This is a genomic window from Clostridium tertium (assembly GCF_902652255.1).
In the GTDB taxonomy this organism is placed as follows: Bacteria; Bacillota; Clostridia; order Clostridiales; family Clostridiaceae; genus Clostridium; species Clostridium tertium_A.
Map to the genome: position 1 here is coordinate 62,554 of NZ_CACRTO010000046.1, position 15,230 is coordinate 77,783.

The 15,230-nt window shown below is 29.0% G+C and carries 17 protein-coding genes; 16 read left to right on the plus strand and 1 reads right to left on the minus strand.

The window, feature by feature from the left end; genetic code table 11:
• The first annotated feature begins 121 nt into the window (after positions 1–121).
• The 11 genes from GPX08_RS14380 (at position 122) to GPX08_RS14430 (ending at position 8,775) form a co-directional block, all read left to right on the plus strand.
• Positions 122–700 carry a TetR family transcriptional regulator gene (locus tag GPX08_RS14380; protein WP_156627506.1) on the plus strand — a complete coding sequence of 193 codons (579 nt, stop codon included), beginning with the start codon at positions 122–124 and terminating at the stop codon, positions 698–700.
• 9 nt (positions 701–709) lie between these two features.
• Positions 710–964: a hypothetical protein gene (locus GPX08_RS14385; protein WP_156627508.1), complete on the plus strand. Its 255-nt coding sequence runs from the start codon at positions 710–712 to the stop codon at positions 962–964.
• Positions 965–1,317: 353 nt separating this feature from the next.
• Positions 1,318–2,130 (plus strand): esterase family protein, encoded by an 813-nt coding sequence (locus GPX08_RS14390; RefSeq protein WP_156627509.1) that lies wholly within the window; start codon positions 1,318–1,320, stop codon positions 2,128–2,130.
• Positions 2,131–2,148: 18 nt separating this feature from the next.
• On the plus strand, positions 2,149–2,403 hold the full coding sequence (locus tag GPX08_RS14395) for a branched-chain amino acid transporter AzlD (protein WP_156627511.1): 255 nt from the start codon (positions 2,149–2,151) through the stop codon (positions 2,401–2,403).
• 317 nt (positions 2,404–2,720) lie between these two features.
• A complete protein-coding gene (locus GPX08_RS14400; RefSeq protein WP_156627513.1) occupies positions 2,721–3,437 on the plus strand; it encodes a branched-chain amino acid ABC transporter permease in 717 nt (238 codons plus the stop codon).
• Complete coding sequence (locus GPX08_RS14405; RefSeq protein ID WP_156627515.1) at positions 3,434–3,769, plus strand: branched-chain amino acid transporter AzlD; 336 nt, start codon at positions 3,434–3,436, stop codon at positions 3,767–3,769. Before GPX08_RS14400 ends, GPX08_RS14405 begins: the two co-directional genes overlap by 4 nt.
• 163 nt (positions 3,770–3,932) lie before the next feature.
• Positions 3,933–4,568, plus strand: coding sequence for a transcriptional regulator (locus tag GPX08_RS14410; protein WP_156627517.1), 636 nt, complete (start codon positions 3,933–3,935; stop codon positions 4,566–4,568).
• Between the two features lie 74 nt (positions 4,569–4,642).
• Complete coding sequence (locus GPX08_RS14415; RefSeq protein ID WP_156627518.1) at positions 4,643–5,455, plus strand: MerR family transcriptional regulator; 813 nt, start codon at positions 4,643–4,645, stop codon at positions 5,453–5,455.
• A gap of 783 nt (positions 5,456–6,238) precedes the next feature.
• Positions 6,239–7,054, plus strand: a complete 816-nt coding sequence (locus GPX08_RS14420; protein WP_156627520.1) for a transporter substrate-binding domain-containing protein — start codon at positions 6,239–6,241, stop codon at positions 7,052–7,054.
• A gap of 190 nt (positions 7,055–7,244) precedes the next feature.
• Complete coding sequence (locus GPX08_RS14425) at positions 7,245–8,012, plus strand: ABC transporter permease subunit (protein ID WP_156627522.1); 768 nt, start codon at positions 7,245–7,247, stop codon at positions 8,010–8,012.
• Positions 8,013–8,031: 19 nt separating this feature from the next.
• Entirely contained in the window at positions 8,032–8,775 is a 744-nt protein-coding gene (locus tag GPX08_RS14430) for an ATP-binding cassette domain-containing protein (protein ID WP_156627523.1), read from the plus strand.
• A gap of 134 nt (positions 8,776–8,909) precedes the next feature.
• On the opposite strand, the gene GPX08_RS14435 is transcribed toward GPX08_RS14430, so the two are convergent.
• Positions 8,910–9,761 carry an SIS domain-containing protein gene (locus GPX08_RS14435; RefSeq protein ID WP_156627525.1) on the minus strand — a complete coding sequence of 284 codons (852 nt, stop codon included), beginning with the start codon at positions 9,759–9,761 and terminating at the stop codon, positions 8,910–8,912.
• A gap of 302 nt (positions 9,762–10,063) precedes the next feature.
• Here GPX08_RS14435 and GPX08_RS14440 point away from each other — a divergent pair, with 302 nt between their 5' ends.
• The 5 genes from GPX08_RS14440 to GPX08_RS14460 are packed head-to-tail and all read left to right on the plus strand — an operon-like array spanning position 10,064 to position 15,109.
• Positions 10,064–12,559, plus strand: a complete 2,496-nt coding sequence (locus GPX08_RS14440) for a hypothetical protein (protein WP_156627526.1) — start codon at positions 10,064–10,066, stop codon at positions 12,557–12,559.
• Positions 12,552–13,028 (plus strand): PTS mannose transporter subunit IIAB, encoded by a 477-nt coding sequence (locus GPX08_RS14445; RefSeq protein WP_156627529.1) that lies wholly within the window; start codon positions 12,552–12,554, stop codon positions 13,026–13,028. The genes GPX08_RS14440 and GPX08_RS14445 overlap by 8 nt, the downstream gene beginning before the upstream one ends.
• A gap of 22 nt (positions 13,029–13,050) precedes the next feature.
• On the plus strand, positions 13,051–13,854 hold the full coding sequence (locus GPX08_RS14450) for a PTS sorbose transporter subunit IIC (protein ID WP_156627530.1): 804 nt from the start codon (positions 13,051–13,053) through the stop codon (positions 13,852–13,854).
• Positions 13,847–14,650: a PTS system mannose/fructose/sorbose family transporter subunit IID gene (locus GPX08_RS14455; protein WP_156627582.1), complete on the plus strand. Its 804-nt coding sequence runs from the start codon at positions 13,847–13,849 to the stop codon at positions 14,648–14,650. Before GPX08_RS14450 ends, GPX08_RS14455 begins: the two co-directional genes overlap by 8 nt.
• Before the next feature lie 48 nt (positions 14,651–14,698).
• On the plus strand, positions 14,699–15,109 hold the full coding sequence (locus GPX08_RS14460) for a PTS mannose transporter subunit IIA (protein WP_156627532.1): 411 nt from the start codon (positions 14,699–14,701) through the stop codon (positions 15,107–15,109).
• Positions 15,110–15,230 lie beyond the last annotated feature (121 nt).

Here is a 15,230-nt window from a genome sequence, read left to right on the forward strand (position 1 = left end):
TATTATTTTCTTTATAAAAAAATATAAATATAAATCACAATTGATCTAGTTTGTGAATAAGTATATAATATATATGACTATAAAAATATTTTTGGTCATATATATCGAAAGAGGTGATAGTATGCCTAAGGGGTTCACTGATGATGAGAAGAAAATAATTACTAATAAACTAATAGAAGAATGTAAATATAGTTGGCAGAGGTACGGATATAAAAAAACTAGTGTTGACGAACTGTGTAAAAACGTTGGGATTTCCAAAGGAGCTTTCTATATTTTCTTTAAAACTAAAGAAGAACTTTTTTATAATACACTAAAAGAAGTTCAAGAAAACTTATATCAAGTTGTTGAAGAAAAAATCGCTATGAATCCTAATAAAAATGGTGTAGCTGATGCGCTTAAAGAAATTTTTAGTGAGTATAACAATAGTAGTTTTATGTATGATACAAAGAGTGTAGATTTTCTAAGCTTCTTTAACAAATTAAGTGAAGAAGAAAGAAATGACTTATCTAATAAAAGTTATATTGGTGCAAAAGGTATGCTAGATAAGCCTTTTCTTAAATTAAAGATTGAAGAAGATTTAGCTATTTCTGTTTTATCGGCACTGTTAATTACTATAACTCAAAAGGATAGTATGTTATGTGATCCGATAAATGTATTTGACTTTATGATTGATAATCTTATAGATAGTATTTTTGAATAGGAGGACAATATGAAAACTATAAATTTAAAAGAACACAATAAAAAGTATATGGAAATTTCAAAGAAAGCAGCAGAAGGAATATATCCATCTAAGAAAGTCGCAAAGATTGGCTCTATTGCAGGATTAGGTATAGGTGGAGTATTAGTGTTAGGTGGAATATATGGATTAACACAAGGTGCAATATTTGGTACAGGTACAATAATCGCTGGTGTAATTACAGGGGTTTCTAATATTATTAATTTGAAAAGAATTGAATCTAAGTAAACTATAAGGAGCTGTGGCACAATGAAAAATTGAGAATGAATAATGAAAAATTAATGAAAAAACTCCTAAAGGAGCTTTGAAAAGAAGTTAATTTTAGTAATTCTGTAAGAATTACATCAATAATTCTTCATTTTTAATTTTTAATTCTTAATTTGAGCTGTTTGTACGACAGCTCTTTTTTTATTTCATTAATTCTTATTTAAAATGTAAACATAGTTGATAATTGCTATCATCATAGTTAAGAATTATTTTAAAATTATTCATAATTATTATTATTTAACATTAATTATCTATATATTTTAAACATTTAGGTATATAATAACATAAAAGTAATAATTTTAAGGAGAATATTGATGGTTTTATTTGAAGTAAATTATTTCTCAAATGCATTAGGTATTAATACTAATTTAAATGTTCTTATTCCTCAGAGGAAAACAGAGCAAATAGATGATAAGGATTATGATAATTATTATAAAGATGGATATCCAGTAATATATTTATTACATGGTCTAGGAAATGATGAAAGTATTTGGATGCGTAGAACCTCCATAGAAAGGTATGCATCACAGTATGGGTTTGCAGTAGTTATGCCAACGACTCAATTAGGAGGCTATAGAGATACTACTTATGGACCTAAATATTGGACATTTATTTCAGAAGAACTTCCGAGCTTTTGTAAGGAGCATTTTGCTAATATATCAGATAAAAAGGAAGATACATTTGTAGTGGGAGCATCTATGGGAGGACATGGAGCTTTTAAGTTAGCTTTATCCAAGCCAGAAAGATTTAAGGCAGCTGCATCATTATCGGGTCCATTAGAAATTGCAAGCGATTCAAATATTGAAAGATTTAAAAGTAGAAGACCTTTTTGGGAGGATATATTTGGAAGTCTTGAAGATATAAAAGGATCTGAAAGAGACTTAGTTTATCTTGCAGATTCTATATTAGAGAATAAGGAAATTAGAATTGAAGAAAGACCTAAGCTTTATTCATGGTGTGGAACAGAAGATTTTTTATATACTTGTAATTTGGAATTTGAGGATGAAATGAAGGCTATAGGAATGGATTTAGATGCTAATCATTCAGAGGGTGAACATAATTGGACATGCTGGGATAGAGAAATACAAAATGTGTTAAAATGGTTTAGTGATTTAAGAAATGAATAAAAAATATACTAACCTCTTATACTGTTTAAAAATCATAATAAGGATAATACATATATAAATTATCTTGGAGAAGTGTTGCCTTTTGCAGCAATAGGACTTTTAGTAATTTATTGTCTTAAGAATGTAAGTTTTACAAATCCTTTACTTTGGATTCCAGAGACTATAGCTATTACTTGCATTATTGGCCTTCATTATTGGAAAGAAAATACTCTGTTAAATATTGGTGCTGGTACAGTTATTTATATGTTTCTAGTTCAAGTAGTTTTTGTGTAAAGATATGTTAACTATTACCTATAGAATAAATTTATAGTAGAAGTATAAAGGGTATTAATTAATCTAATTATAGAATTAAGCTCTATTGAGAAGATACAAGTAAAATTTTATCTTCTTAATAGAGTTTTTTATTTTAAAGAATATATAACTTTAATAAAGAATTATATTTTACATAAAAAGAATAAAATGGTAGTATAGTTGGTAATCAAAATTTTAAAATAAAAAAGTTAATCTAAAATGGATTAATTATTTTAGATTTAGAAAGAAATAGAAGAGATATAAAATGTATAATTTATTACTTTAGTGAGGTGGAAAATATGGAAGAAAAAATTAAGGCATTAAAGGCAGCATTTCCATTAACTATTCCTGTTTTTACAGGTTTTATTTTTTTGAGTATTGCCTATGGTATATTAATGAATAGTAAGGGGTATGGCGTTGGTTGGACACTTTTAATGAGCTTAATTGTTTATGCTGGTTCAGCACAATTTGTAGCAGTTACTTTTCTTACTACTGCTTTTAATCCTATATACGCATTATTAATGACATTAATGATAAATGCCCGTCATTTGTTTTATGGTATTTCAATGTTGGACAAGTATAAGGATGCTGGGAAGTTAAAGCCATACCTTATATTTGGATTATGTGATGAGACATTTTCAATAGTATGTGCTAAGGAACCGCCAGAAGGAGTAAGTGGTAAGTGGTTTAGATTTTTTATAACTTTACTTAATTATACATATTGGGCTGTGGGATCTGTAATTGCTTCATTACTAGGTAATGTAGTTACATTTAATACTAAGGGATTAGATTTTGTTTTAACTGCATTGTTTGTAGTAATATTTGTTGGACAATGGAAAAGCAATAAGGATCATAAACCAGCTATCATTGGTATTTTATGTTCAGTAATCTCTTTAATTATATTCGGGCCAAGCAGTTTTATAATTCCTTCTATGATTGCAATTATAGCTGTATTATCAATAACCCAAAAGAGATTTGAGGAAGAGAAAAATCTAAAAGAGGAGGGAATTCAATGACTTTAACACCTATTCAAACATTAATTATAATTCTTATGGTAGTTATAGGGACAATGATTACTAGATTCTTACCTTTTATATTGTTTAAAAATCATAATAAAGATAATACATATATAAATTATCTTGGAGAAGTGTTGCCTTATGCAGCAATAGGACTTTTAGTAATTTATTGTCTTAAGAATGTAAGTTTTACAAACCCTTCACTTTGGATTCCTGAGGCTATAGCTATTACTTGCATTATTGGACTTCATTATTGGAAGGAAAATACTCTATTAAGTATTGGTGCTGGTACAGTTATTTATATGTTTCTAGTTCAGGTGGTTTTTGTTTAAGAATATGTTGACTCTTACCTATAGAGTAGATTGTATAATGGAAGTATAAAGAGTATTAATTAATCTAATTATAGAATTATTAGTTACAAATATAAAAGAATAGGTACTCTTATTATATATTTATAAAAATATTATATTACTATAATGAAAGAGAGGAAGAGAAATGGCATTTGATTACAAGAAAGAATATAAGGAATTTTATATGCCACCTAAGAAGCCTACTATAGTAGAAATTCCTAAAATGAACTTTATTGCTGTAAGGGGAGAGGGTAATCCTAATGAAGAAGATGGAGAGTATAGTAAAGCTATTGGATTACTTTATGGAATTGCCTTTACTTTAAAGATGAGTTATAAGGGAGAGTATAAAATTAAGGACTATTTTCAATATGTTGTACCGCCATTAGAAGGGTTTTGGTGGCAGGAAGGAATTAAGGGGGTTGACTATTCCAATAAGGATAGTTTTAAGTGGATATCAATTATTAGACTACCTGATTTTATTAGGAAAGAAGACTTTGATTGGGCTATAGAAGAGGCTACAAGAAAGAAGAAAATCGATTATTCTAAGGTTGAATTTTTAACATATAAAGAAGGTCTTGCTGTTCAATGTATGCATATTGGCCCTTATGATGATGAACCTAAAACTGTTGAAGCTATGTATAAGTTTGCTTTAGAAAATGGATATCAGATTGATATTAATGAAGAAAGATATCATCATGAAATTTATATAAGTGATCCAAGAAAATGTGATATAAGTAGGTTGAAGACGGTAGTTAGACATCCTATTAAAAAGATTGATTAAAAATATAAGAAAAAGTGTGTTGACTCTTACCTATACAGGAGAGGTTAAAGTATAGATAAGAGGAGGAGTAGACTATGTATAAGATTGGAGAATTTTCAAAAATAACTAACTTAACTATTAAAGCTTTGCACTATTATGATGATCAAAATATTTTAAAACCATCTTCAAAGAATGAGGCAAATTATAGATTTTATAGTGATGAAGATTTAAAGAAAGCAAGGCTAATAGTTCTTCTAAAAAACTTTTCTTTTTCTATTAAAGAAATTAAAGATGTCATAGACAACTATACATCAGAAGAAGACTTAAAGTATTTTCTTAATGAAAAAAGAGATGCAATTTTAGAAAATATAAAAAAAGAAAAAGAGTTAGTAAATCTAATTGATAGAAATATTCCTTCTACTTTATTTAAGGAGGAATATACTATGAATTATTTAGTAGAACGAAAAAATATTCAAAAGACTAATGTAATTACTTTTAGATTTAAGGGGAGATATTCTGATGTAGGAGAATATATTTCTAGCTTATATAAAGAAGCTAAATCTAATGGAACGGGACCTGTTTTAAATTTATATTATGATGAGGGATATGAAGAAGAAGCTGATATAGAAATATGTGTCCCTTTAAAGAAGAAGATCACATCATCTAAGTTTGAAGTTAAAGAACTACCAGAAATTCATGCTTTATCGACTATTCATAAGGGATCATATGATAATATAAATAATGCTTATAAGGCAATAATAGACTATGCTAAAGAAAATAATATTGAAATAAATGTACCATCAAGATTGATATATCATAAAGGACCAGGAATGATTTTTAAAGGAAATCCGGGAAATTATATTACAGAAGTAATTATTCCAATTGTAGGATTTTGTGAAGCAAAATAGTGAAAGAATGAAAGTGAAGAACTTTATGAAAAGCTACTTCATCCACATACAAAAGGAATTATTTCATCTATACCAATAGAAGCTAGAAAATTAGAAATATAAATAATAAAGAGAGATTTACCGAGTTCAATTAATATACTTTCAGGATATAGGTTTCACATTAGATGTTCATATGAAACAGAAAAATGTAGACAAGTTGAACCAAAAATGAAGGAGATAAGTGCTAATCATAAGGTAGAAGAAAAAAGGAGCATAGATTATTTATATTTTTATTAGTGATTATCAATTATTTTCAATAGCCAATTTATTATGTATTATGGATTTCATTATATAAAATATATCTATGTCATATAAAGCATATATAAAATAAAATAAAATAAAATATAAGACAAGCCCTTGACATTAATGTTAATAAGATGTAAACTTAGTGTAAATTTAATAAATACCTCACTTCATTGTGAGGTAGAGGCGCAAAATTTAACAGTCTTTAGTGGAGCTTGAGAACGCTATGAAGCTAAGGAGAAGGAGATTTTGCCGAAGTTTGTAATATTTCTCGGTATTACTTGCTGGGTCTGTAGTTAAGAGCTGCAGGACTGTCTTAATAAGCTTCCCGGTTTATTAAGTTGTGCTATCTCAAATGGGAAAGATGAGGGTTAAGTAATTATGAATTTAATATGAGCCCAAGGGCTCATTTGTTTTTATAGTATCTTATCTGATTATTTAAGATAGCACCAGCCTCATAGGGCTGGTATTTTTATTTTAAAAAATAAGGAGAGATTTATCATGAAGAAAAAATTATCATTATTACTTTTATTTATTGTTACTGCAGTGTTTACTTTAACAGGGTGTGGATCTAAGGAAGAAGAAGATGTTCTTAGAATCGGATTAGAAGCTGGATATGCACCATTTAACTGGACTCAATCAGATGACTCAAATGGAGCAGTTAAAATAGAAGGAAGTTCAGAATATGCAGGTGGATATGATATTCAAATTGCAAAGAAAATAGCAGATTCTTTAGGGAAAAAATTAGTTGTTGTTAAGACTGAATGGGACGGGCTAGTTCCTTCATTAGTATCAAATAAGATAGATGCAATTATTGCTGGTATGTCACCAACAGCAGAACGTAAGGAAACTATAGACTTTACAGACGTTTATTATAAATCAGACTTAGTTATGTTAGTTAAAAAAGGTGGAGCTTATGAAAATGCTCAAACATTAAAAGATTTTTCTGGAGCTAAGATAACAGGACAATTAAATACCTTCCACTATACAGTTGTAGATCAAATACCTAATGTTAATAAGCAACCAGCTATGAGTGATTTCCCAGCTATGAGAGTTGCTTTAGAATCAGGAGTTATTGATGGTTATGTAACTGAAAGACCAGAAGCATTAAGTGCTCAAATGGCAAATGATAACTTTAAAATGGTAGAATTTAAAGAAGGATTTGTTACTTCTGAAGAAGATAGTGCAATTGCTGTAGGATTACAAAAGGATAGTGAATTAAAAGATAAAATCAATGAAGCATTAAAAGGAATATCTGAAGAAGAAAGATTAGAAATAATGGATGAGGCTATTAAGAATCAACCAGCAGCACAATAATGAAAAATTAAGAATGAAGAATGAGAAATTAAGGAAAAAACTCTGCAGAAGTTTTTAATAAAAGGGCTTTGCACCACTTAAAATTTAAATTTTGCTGTGCAAAACATCCTTAATTCTTCATTTTTAATTTTTAATTCTTAATAAGTAAAATGCTTTGCATTTTACAACAATTATAAGTGGGGGTTTTATCGTGAGTTTAGATTGGATAGTTAGAATAGTTCAAGAGAATGGACCTATGTTTCTTCGAGGGGCATGGGTTACATTATATATATCTATAATAGGTACTTTAGTAGGTACTTTAATAGGACTTGTTATCGGTGTTATAAAGACTATACCAGTTCCGGAAAAGGGAGTAAAAAGAATAATTCTAAAAATAGTAAATGGAATTTTGTCAGCATATATAGAGTTTTTCCGTGGTACACCGATGATTGTGCAAGCTATGGTTATTTATTATGGATCTGCAGCAGCTTTTTCAATAGATATAAATAAAACATTTGCAGGGTTATTGATAGTTTCAATTAATACTGGGGCTTATATGGCTGAAATAGTTAGAGGTGGTATTATATCTGTAGATAAGGGACAATTTGAAGCAGCTCAAGCTATAGGTATGAATCATTTTCAAACTATGAGAAATATAGTTTTACCTCAAGTAGTAAGAAATATATTACCAGCTACAGGTAATGAGTTTGTTATAAATATTAAAGACACATCAGTATTAAATGTTATTGCTGTATCTGAATTATTCTTCCAAACTAAGTCAGTAGCAGGGAATAATTTTAGATATTTTGAGTCATTCTTCGTAGCATGTATTCTTTATTTTATAATGACATTTACAATTACAAGAATACTAAGATTTATAGAAAAGAAGATAGATGGACCAGAAAACTATATTATTGCAGGAAATCAAATGCAAGTAGCTAGGGCAGAAGATATAGTAAGAAAGGCTAAAGAAGTTTAGTACTTAAGGAGGAGATCAAATGGAAAATGTTATAGAAATAAAACATTTAAATAAGTTTTTTGGAGACCATGAAGTTTTAAAAGATATTAACTTTTCAGTTAAAAAAGGTGAAGTTGTATGTATTATAGGTTCATCTGGGTCAGGAAAATCAACTCTTTTAAGATGTGTAAACCTACTTGAAAAGCCTTCAGGTGGTGAAGTTATATATAATGGTGAAAATATATTAGATGATAATCACGATATATATAAGTATAGAACTAAACTAGGAATGGTATTCCAACAATTTAATTTATTTGATAATCATAATGTATTAAGTAATTGCGTTGTTGGGCAAATGAAGGTTTTAAAAAGAAGCAAATCAGAAGCAGAAGAAATTGCTATGAAGTTCTTAGATGTAGTTGGAATGGGAAAATATATAAATGCTAAGCCAAAACAGTTATCAGGGGGACAAAAGCAAAGAGTTGCAATAGCAAGGGCATTATCTATGGAACCAGACGTAATATTATTTGATGAACCAACTTCAGCTTTAGATCCTGAAATGGTAGGAGAAGTTCTAAAGGTAATGAAGGAACTTGCTCATACTGGGCTTACAATGCTTGTAGTTACACATGAAATGGAATTTGCAAGAGAAGTAGCAGATAGAGTAGTATTTATGAATGATGGAATAATAGAAGAAGAAGGAAGGCCTGAAGAAATCTTTAATAATCCTAAGAAGGAACGTACTCGTGAATTCCTAAAGAGAACATTAAAAAGTAATATATAAATGTTAATGGTATTTCTTTGCAGTAATTATAAAGAAATACCATTAACATTTAAAAGGGCTAAGTATTATAAAAAAGTACTAGGCTCTTTTTTATTTCTTTAATTAGAATATGGGTTAACTATAGTTAAAAGCTCTTAATCATTCTTTTTATCAACTATTCGAGCAATTGAAATTCTTTTATTTAAATTTAAATTATAGTTAGTGTTGAAATATATACTAAATAGAATATCGAAAATAAATCTCATAGAGTCTACAGTGGAGTAATTTGCAATTTTGGAATAAAGGTCTTCCTTAGTAGGTAAGTAAAGAGAAATATCACTAAGTTCACTTATTGGATTATCTTCTCTAGTCGTTATTGATAAAATTGGTACATTATTCTTCTTTAATATTGAAGTAGCATTAAGGACAGACTTAGTCCGACCACTATATGAAACTACTATAGCTAGATCTTTTTTATTTAATGTTCTTGCAATGTAACTCATTCCCATTTCATTTGAATTAGATACATGTTTACCTATTCTAATCATGCGATAACAGAAATCGGTACTAGTGATAAGAGAATAACCTTCTCCGAAAATATGTATATGATCTTGTGAACATAAAAGTTCTAGGGATTGTCTAAGTGTAGTTACATCAAGAAGGTTATAAGTATGACTTATTGTATCTTTTTTCATAATTTGAAGTTTATTTGCGATACTTAAAGGACTATCAGTTTCAGAAAAAGGAAAATTATAATCAACATTACTTAAAGTTACTTTTTCAATATTCAATTCTTTTAGAAAACTTAGTTTAAATTCATTCCATCCAGAGAAGCCAAGTTTCTGTGAGAATCTTGTTAATGTTGATTTAGATACAAAGTTTGATGATGCTATTTCATTTACAGTTAGACTCATTATATTTTCTTTCTGATTTAAAACATAATTTCTAATTATAAGTTCAGATTGGGAAAAAATATCATTATTCTCCATTGATTTTAGTAGATTCATAATAAATTTGTATGAAAATTACATAACTTTTTAGTGGTAAATTTCATAGCTCTCCTTTCTTTATTAGTATATTTATAAGGAAAAAAGCTAGTAAATTTTTAAAATATTATATCAAAAAACAAATTTATTGTAAATAAATTATGTCTTGTTTGAAACATAGTTCCAGTTTTAAATAGGAATAACTTTGAATTATAGGAACGATGATTTAAAGTGTTTTAGAGTTATTGAATTATGAATATAATCCGACATATACTTAAGTTAATCCTAGGAGCAAGACAGAATAAAAGGGAGGTAAGTATAGAGTGGAAAATTTTAGAGAAATTACACTTGAAATGAGCTTGAAACCATTTAAAGTAAATGAAGAAAGATATATTGAAAGTATTTGTTGTAATCTTTTTGAACAATGGAAACCCTTAGTTAAAGATTCAGATACAATTTGTGTATTATTATGGATTGGTGATGGAAGTGAGATACTAGAATATTCAGGGGAAGAAAATAAGAAAATAGAATGGGCAAAGTATATAGGAAGAGCAAATGAATTTCATGGAGACTGGGATGAAAAGAAAGATCCAGATAAATTAAGTCCACATGCAAGAAGATATTTGTATATAGATAACCCTCCTGAATTTACATATGGTGATATTAAGTCAATTATTTCTAAATTGAAAATTATAGGTAAAAGAATTACTGGGAAAAATATAAAGATAGGTGCAACTTTTGATCCAGGTCCTGAATTTGCGGTTTCTGAATTTAAATATAGTAGACATCCAGAAATTTGTACAGCTGGAACTATGGGAGACAAAAGCTTTGCAGTAAGTTACGAGACTCTACATAGAGATACTTTTAAGTACAAGGCTTATCCAAATGGAATAGAAGAAGGAACACCATTTGCAACTTTCTTAGGTAAGCAATCAAATGAATTTTTAAAAGATATGAATTTCGATTATATATGGTTTTCTAATGGTTTTGGATTTGGAGCTGAAAACTGGGCGACTACAGGAGCATTATTTGATGGTGAAAAATTTTGTGAGGATCTAGAAAGTGTTCAAGAAGTGAAGGAAAAAACATTGAACTTTTGGAGATTATTTAGAGAAGGATGTCCTAATTATGAAGTTCAAACTAGAGGAACTAACTTAAGTATAGGTATAGACTTTGCAACAGATGGTGTTGCTACAAAAGAGATATATAATGGAGATTTTAATATCGTACCACCTCCAAATTCACCTTGGGCAGCTTTAGATAAAAATTTTGGACTTGAGTTATCTGGGTATATGTCAAGAATCGCTGAATTACCAAAAGACAGAGGATATATGTATAGGTTTTACTTACATGATCCTTGGTGGGTTAATAGTCCTTGGTTTGATAGGTATGAAGGAGAGCCACATGATATTTATTTACCAATGGCTATTTCTAGAGTGTCGGATGATATGAAGATAGAAACACCGAGATATTTAAATTTATTAACAGTAGATACTTCATTTGGAGAAATGCCAGAAGAAGCTGTAAATACAATAACACCTCATATATTAAAGGCTCAAAAAATAAAGCCTGATAAAGTAGCACCTATTGTATGGGTATATCCCTTTAATGAGTATCAGAATATTGATAAATATGATGGGAAATATAACTTGCAAAAAGGCTTTTTTGAAGACTGGTATATAACTTCTGCCATAAATGGAGGGCTGCCAATAAGCACAGTTGTTTCAACAGAAATATTTGCAAAGCATATAAATAATAATGTTAAGATATATAATGGTTCAGTATTAGTAGTCCCTGTTCCTTATAGCAATTCAATATTTGAAGAGGCTTTAATAAAATATATAAAAGATGGAGGCAAAGTAATTATTTATGGCTCCCTAACTAAAGCTAGTAATAAAATCTTAGAATTACTAAACATTAAAATAGTAGAAGGAATTTCAGAAGATCTAACAGTGTATAATAAACTATTTAATGATTTTATTACAGAAAGAAAATCTGATAAGATACATCACAATATACACTTATCAGATGGATATATAGATACTGTTATTAAAGAAAAAGATGATAAGTCTGTAGTATTTTCAACAGTAACAGATGGCAAATCAGAAAGAGTATCAGGAATTTGTAGGGATATAGGTGGTAGAGTTATTTGGCTAAGAGGAAGTAATCCTAATAAGTTAAAAGAAGGAAGTAATTTATTAGTTCCATATTCACCAGAATTATACTTTAATAGTGCATTAGAACTTAGATATGCATTAAAGTATTTTGATTATCATATTGAATTTGAAAAGAAGAATATTAATTCAAATTTACCAGCATTAACAATTCATAGAAATAATAATGCGTTTATGTTTTCTGGATATTTTCCAGATACAACAGTTGCTGTAAAACTGAAATTCCCATTAGGAGTTCCTATCCTTATTGGGCATGAAGTTTATATTGAAGAAGGTTATGGTATATATAATTTTCCAAGATCTTTTAATCGTGAATGTAGAGTGTTTGTTAAGCAAGCTGAAAATGGACCGATTTCAATGAGTGAATATGGACCAGTTAGTATGGTAATGAAACGAAGAGTATTATTAGAAGGTCTTAAAAATGCAACTGTTTATGTGTTCCCAGAAGAAGGTAAGGAGTTTAAGTGTGAGTTACTTATGAATTCTACAAAACCTAATATAGTGGGAGAAGAAATTAACTATGAACTCATTGATACTGAATGGGGTAAGGCTTATAGAATAGAAAATGTAAGTGGTCATATTATGTATTCGACAGAATTTGATTCTGTAAATTACTTAGAAAAAAGGAGGAAAAATAATGAGTAATATTGTAGGACTAAGAGTAGATGAAAGATTAATTCATGGACAAGTAGCAACTGCATGGACAAATAGATTAGGTGCTGAAAGAATAATGGTTATAGATAATGATATTATAAAAAGTAGCATTGATAAGATGGCATTAAAAATGGCGTGTCCATCAAACTGTAAACTATCAATATTATCTATTGAAAAGGCTATTTTAAATTTATCTTCTGATAAATATGCAGATGAAAGAATTTTTATTGTATGTAAGAAACCAATATATTTTTTAAATTTGTTAGAGGGTAATATTAAATTTGAGCATCTTATATTAGGTAATATATCTGGAGATAAAAATTCAAGAAGACTAAGAAAATCTGTATCTGTTAATGAAGAGCAAATTGAAATTTTAAATAAGATTTGTGATTTTGGAGTTAAAGTAACATTACAAATGACACCAGGAGATACAAGTGAAGATTATAAAGAATTAATTTAATAATATAAAAGGGGGAATTATAATGGTATTAGAAGCATGGCAAATTACTGCACTTACACTATTTGCAGGGTTAAGTTATGTGGATGCTATGAGTTTTATGACAGGAGCATATCATAATGTAGTATTAACAGGAGTTGTAGCTGGGTTAATTGTAGGAGATTTTCAACTAGGATTAATGATAGGAGGTACATTCCAGCTATTAGCACTAGGAATGGCAGCAATAGGGGGTTCCTCTATACCAGAATATCGTTCTGCAACAATTCTTGTAATTGCACTAGCCTCAATTAGTGGTGGAGTGGATGTTGCTCAAGAATATGTAGTTACTTTTGGAATACCTGTAGCCGCACTTACAATTCAACTTGATGTTCTTGCAAAAATGTGTAATTCATTCTTCCAAGGTAGAATTGATAAGGCTGTAGAGCAAGGAGATTTTAAAGCTATTCAAAAATACAATCTATTAGGTGCAGTTCCTCTATTCTTAGGAAGAGCTATACCAGTTGCTTTAGGTTTAATAGTTGGACCAAGTTTAGTTGCTTTATTAGATACATATACACCACTTTGGTTAGTTAATGGATTTAAAATTGCGGGTGGTATGTTACCAATAGTAGGATTTGTTATATTACTAAAATATTTACCAACAAAAGAAAATATTCATTTTGTTTTATTAGGTTTCGCCTTATCTGCATATTTAGGATTAAATACAATAGGTATAGCTATCTTTGGTATTGTTATAGCTATGATAATATATAAGAATTCAACTAATACTAATCAGCTAGTAGTAAATCAGAATGTAGCTGATTTTGAAGGAGATGATTATGATGAGTAAGAAATTCACTAAGGAAGAGCTAAAAAAGATAAGTTGGAGATGGGTATTGATGGGGCAGCTTTGCATGAACTATGGAAAGATGCAAGGGTCAGGGTACTTAACAACAATGCTACCAGTTATTGAAAAGTTATATGGTGATGACAAAGAAGCAAAAGAAAAAGCATTAGTTGCTCATTCACAATTTTATAATTGTACTCCTCAAATGACGCATTTAATATTAGGTATGGATATTGCAATTGAAGAGCAAGAAGGAATTAAAGCTATTGATACAGTAAGTTCATTAAAGACATCTTTAATGGGACCTCTGTCAGGTATAGGAGATACAATTTTTGCAGTTATGAATTCAGTAGTTTTCGGAAGTATTGCAGCTACTATGGCAGCTGAAGGTAATCCCCTTGGATTAATTATCTGGGAAGTTTGGTATATGTTTGTACTATTTATTTTAAGACCATTTCTATTTAGATTAGGATATAAACAAGGAGCTAATCTAATTGGAGCATATAGTGATAAATTGAAATCTATAACAAAGGCTGTGTCTGTATTAGGATTAATAGTTGTAGGATCCATGTTAGCATCTATGGTTTCTATAAATCTTGGAACAATAAATATATTTTCAACACCGTTAGATTTACAGGCTGGTTTTTTTGATAAAATAATGCCTAAGTTACCACAAGCATTACTAGCATTTGCCCTTTATTGGTTAGCAGGAAGAAAAGGAATGACAACTACAAAACTTATTTTATTTGTAATTGCCATATCTATAATATTTTCAATGATGGGTGTACTAGTTGCATAACTTACAAAAATATTTCTACATAATAAGTGTGGAGAATGGAGCTGAGAGATGAATAGAGCTATATTACTAATTTCACATGGGAAATTAGCTAAAGAAATAAAAGAATCTATCAAGATGATTACTGGGACTATTGATGATATATATTACACTTGTTTAGAGAGTGGAGATCAGAGTGAAGAGTTTATTGATAAACTAAGAAATGAGATAGATAAGTTAAGTAAATATGAAGAGGTTATTGTATTTGCAGATTTATATGGGGGATCGCCTTGTAATAATGCAATGAAATACTTAGTTAACGATGATAAGTATCGAATAATTAGTGGCATGAATTTATCAATGGTTATATCAGCATCTTTAAATGAAGAGGAACATGTAGATAGCCTTTTAAATATTGGAAGAAATGCAATTATTGATGTAAAGGACATTTATAATAGCATGAAATATGACGATGAAGATTGAATAATTTAAATTATATAAACATCATTGAAGAATGAGAAATTTACTTCAATGATGTTTTTTGTTATTAAAAACTAGATAAATAAGAATATACTTAAGGACATTATTATTTTAAAATCTTTTA

What these genes read in the sequence shown, in the direction of transcription:
- GPX08_RS14380 (WP_156627506.1), top strand. Translation starts at nt 122, where the DNA reads ATGCCTAAGGGGTTCACTGATGATGAGAAGAAAATAATTACTAATAAA.
- GPX08_RS14385 (WP_156627508.1), top strand. Translation starts at nt 710, where the DNA reads ATGAAAACTATAAATTTAAAAGAACACAATAAAAAGTATATGGAAATT.
- GPX08_RS14390 (WP_156627509.1), top strand. Translation starts at nt 1,318, where the DNA reads ATGGTTTTATTTGAAGTAAATTATTTCTCAAATGCATTAGGTATTAAT.
- GPX08_RS14400 (WP_156627513.1), top strand. Translation starts at nt 2,721, where the DNA reads ATGGAAGAAAAAATTAAGGCATTAAAGGCAGCATTTCCATTAACTATT.
- GPX08_RS14405 (WP_156627515.1), top strand. Translation starts at nt 3,434, where the DNA reads ATGACTTTAACACCTATTCAAACATTAATTATAATTCTTATGGTAGTT.
- GPX08_RS14410 (WP_156627517.1), top strand. Translation starts at nt 3,933, where the DNA reads ATGGCATTTGATTACAAGAAAGAATATAAGGAATTTTATATGCCACCT.
- GPX08_RS14415 (WP_156627518.1), top strand. Translation starts at nt 4,643, where the DNA reads ATGTATAAGATTGGAGAATTTTCAAAAATAACTAACTTAACTATTAAA.
- GPX08_RS14420 (WP_156627520.1), top strand. Translation starts at nt 6,239, where the DNA reads ATGAAGAAAAAATTATCATTATTACTTTTATTTATTGTTACTGCAGTG.
- GPX08_RS14430 (WP_156627523.1), top strand. Translation starts at nt 8,032, where the DNA reads ATGGAAAATGTTATAGAAATAAAACATTTAAATAAGTTTTTTGGAGAC.
- GPX08_RS14435 (WP_156627525.1), bottom strand. Translation starts at nt 9,761, where the DNA reads ATGAATCTACTAAAATCAATGGAGAATAATGATATTTTTTCCCAATCT.
- GPX08_RS14445 (WP_156627529.1), top strand. Translation starts at nt 12,552, where the DNA reads ATGAGTAATATTGTAGGACTAAGAGTAGATGAAAGATTAATTCATGGA.
- GPX08_RS14450 (WP_156627530.1), top strand. Translation starts at nt 13,051, where the DNA reads ATGGTATTAGAAGCATGGCAAATTACTGCACTTACACTATTTGCAGGG.
- GPX08_RS14455 (WP_156627582.1), top strand. Translation starts at nt 13,847, where the DNA reads ATGAGTAAGAAATTCACTAAGGAAGAGCTAAAAAAGATAAGTTGGAGA.
- GPX08_RS14460 (WP_156627532.1), top strand. Translation starts at nt 14,699, where the DNA reads ATGAATAGAGCTATATTACTAATTTCACATGGGAAATTAGCTAAAGAA.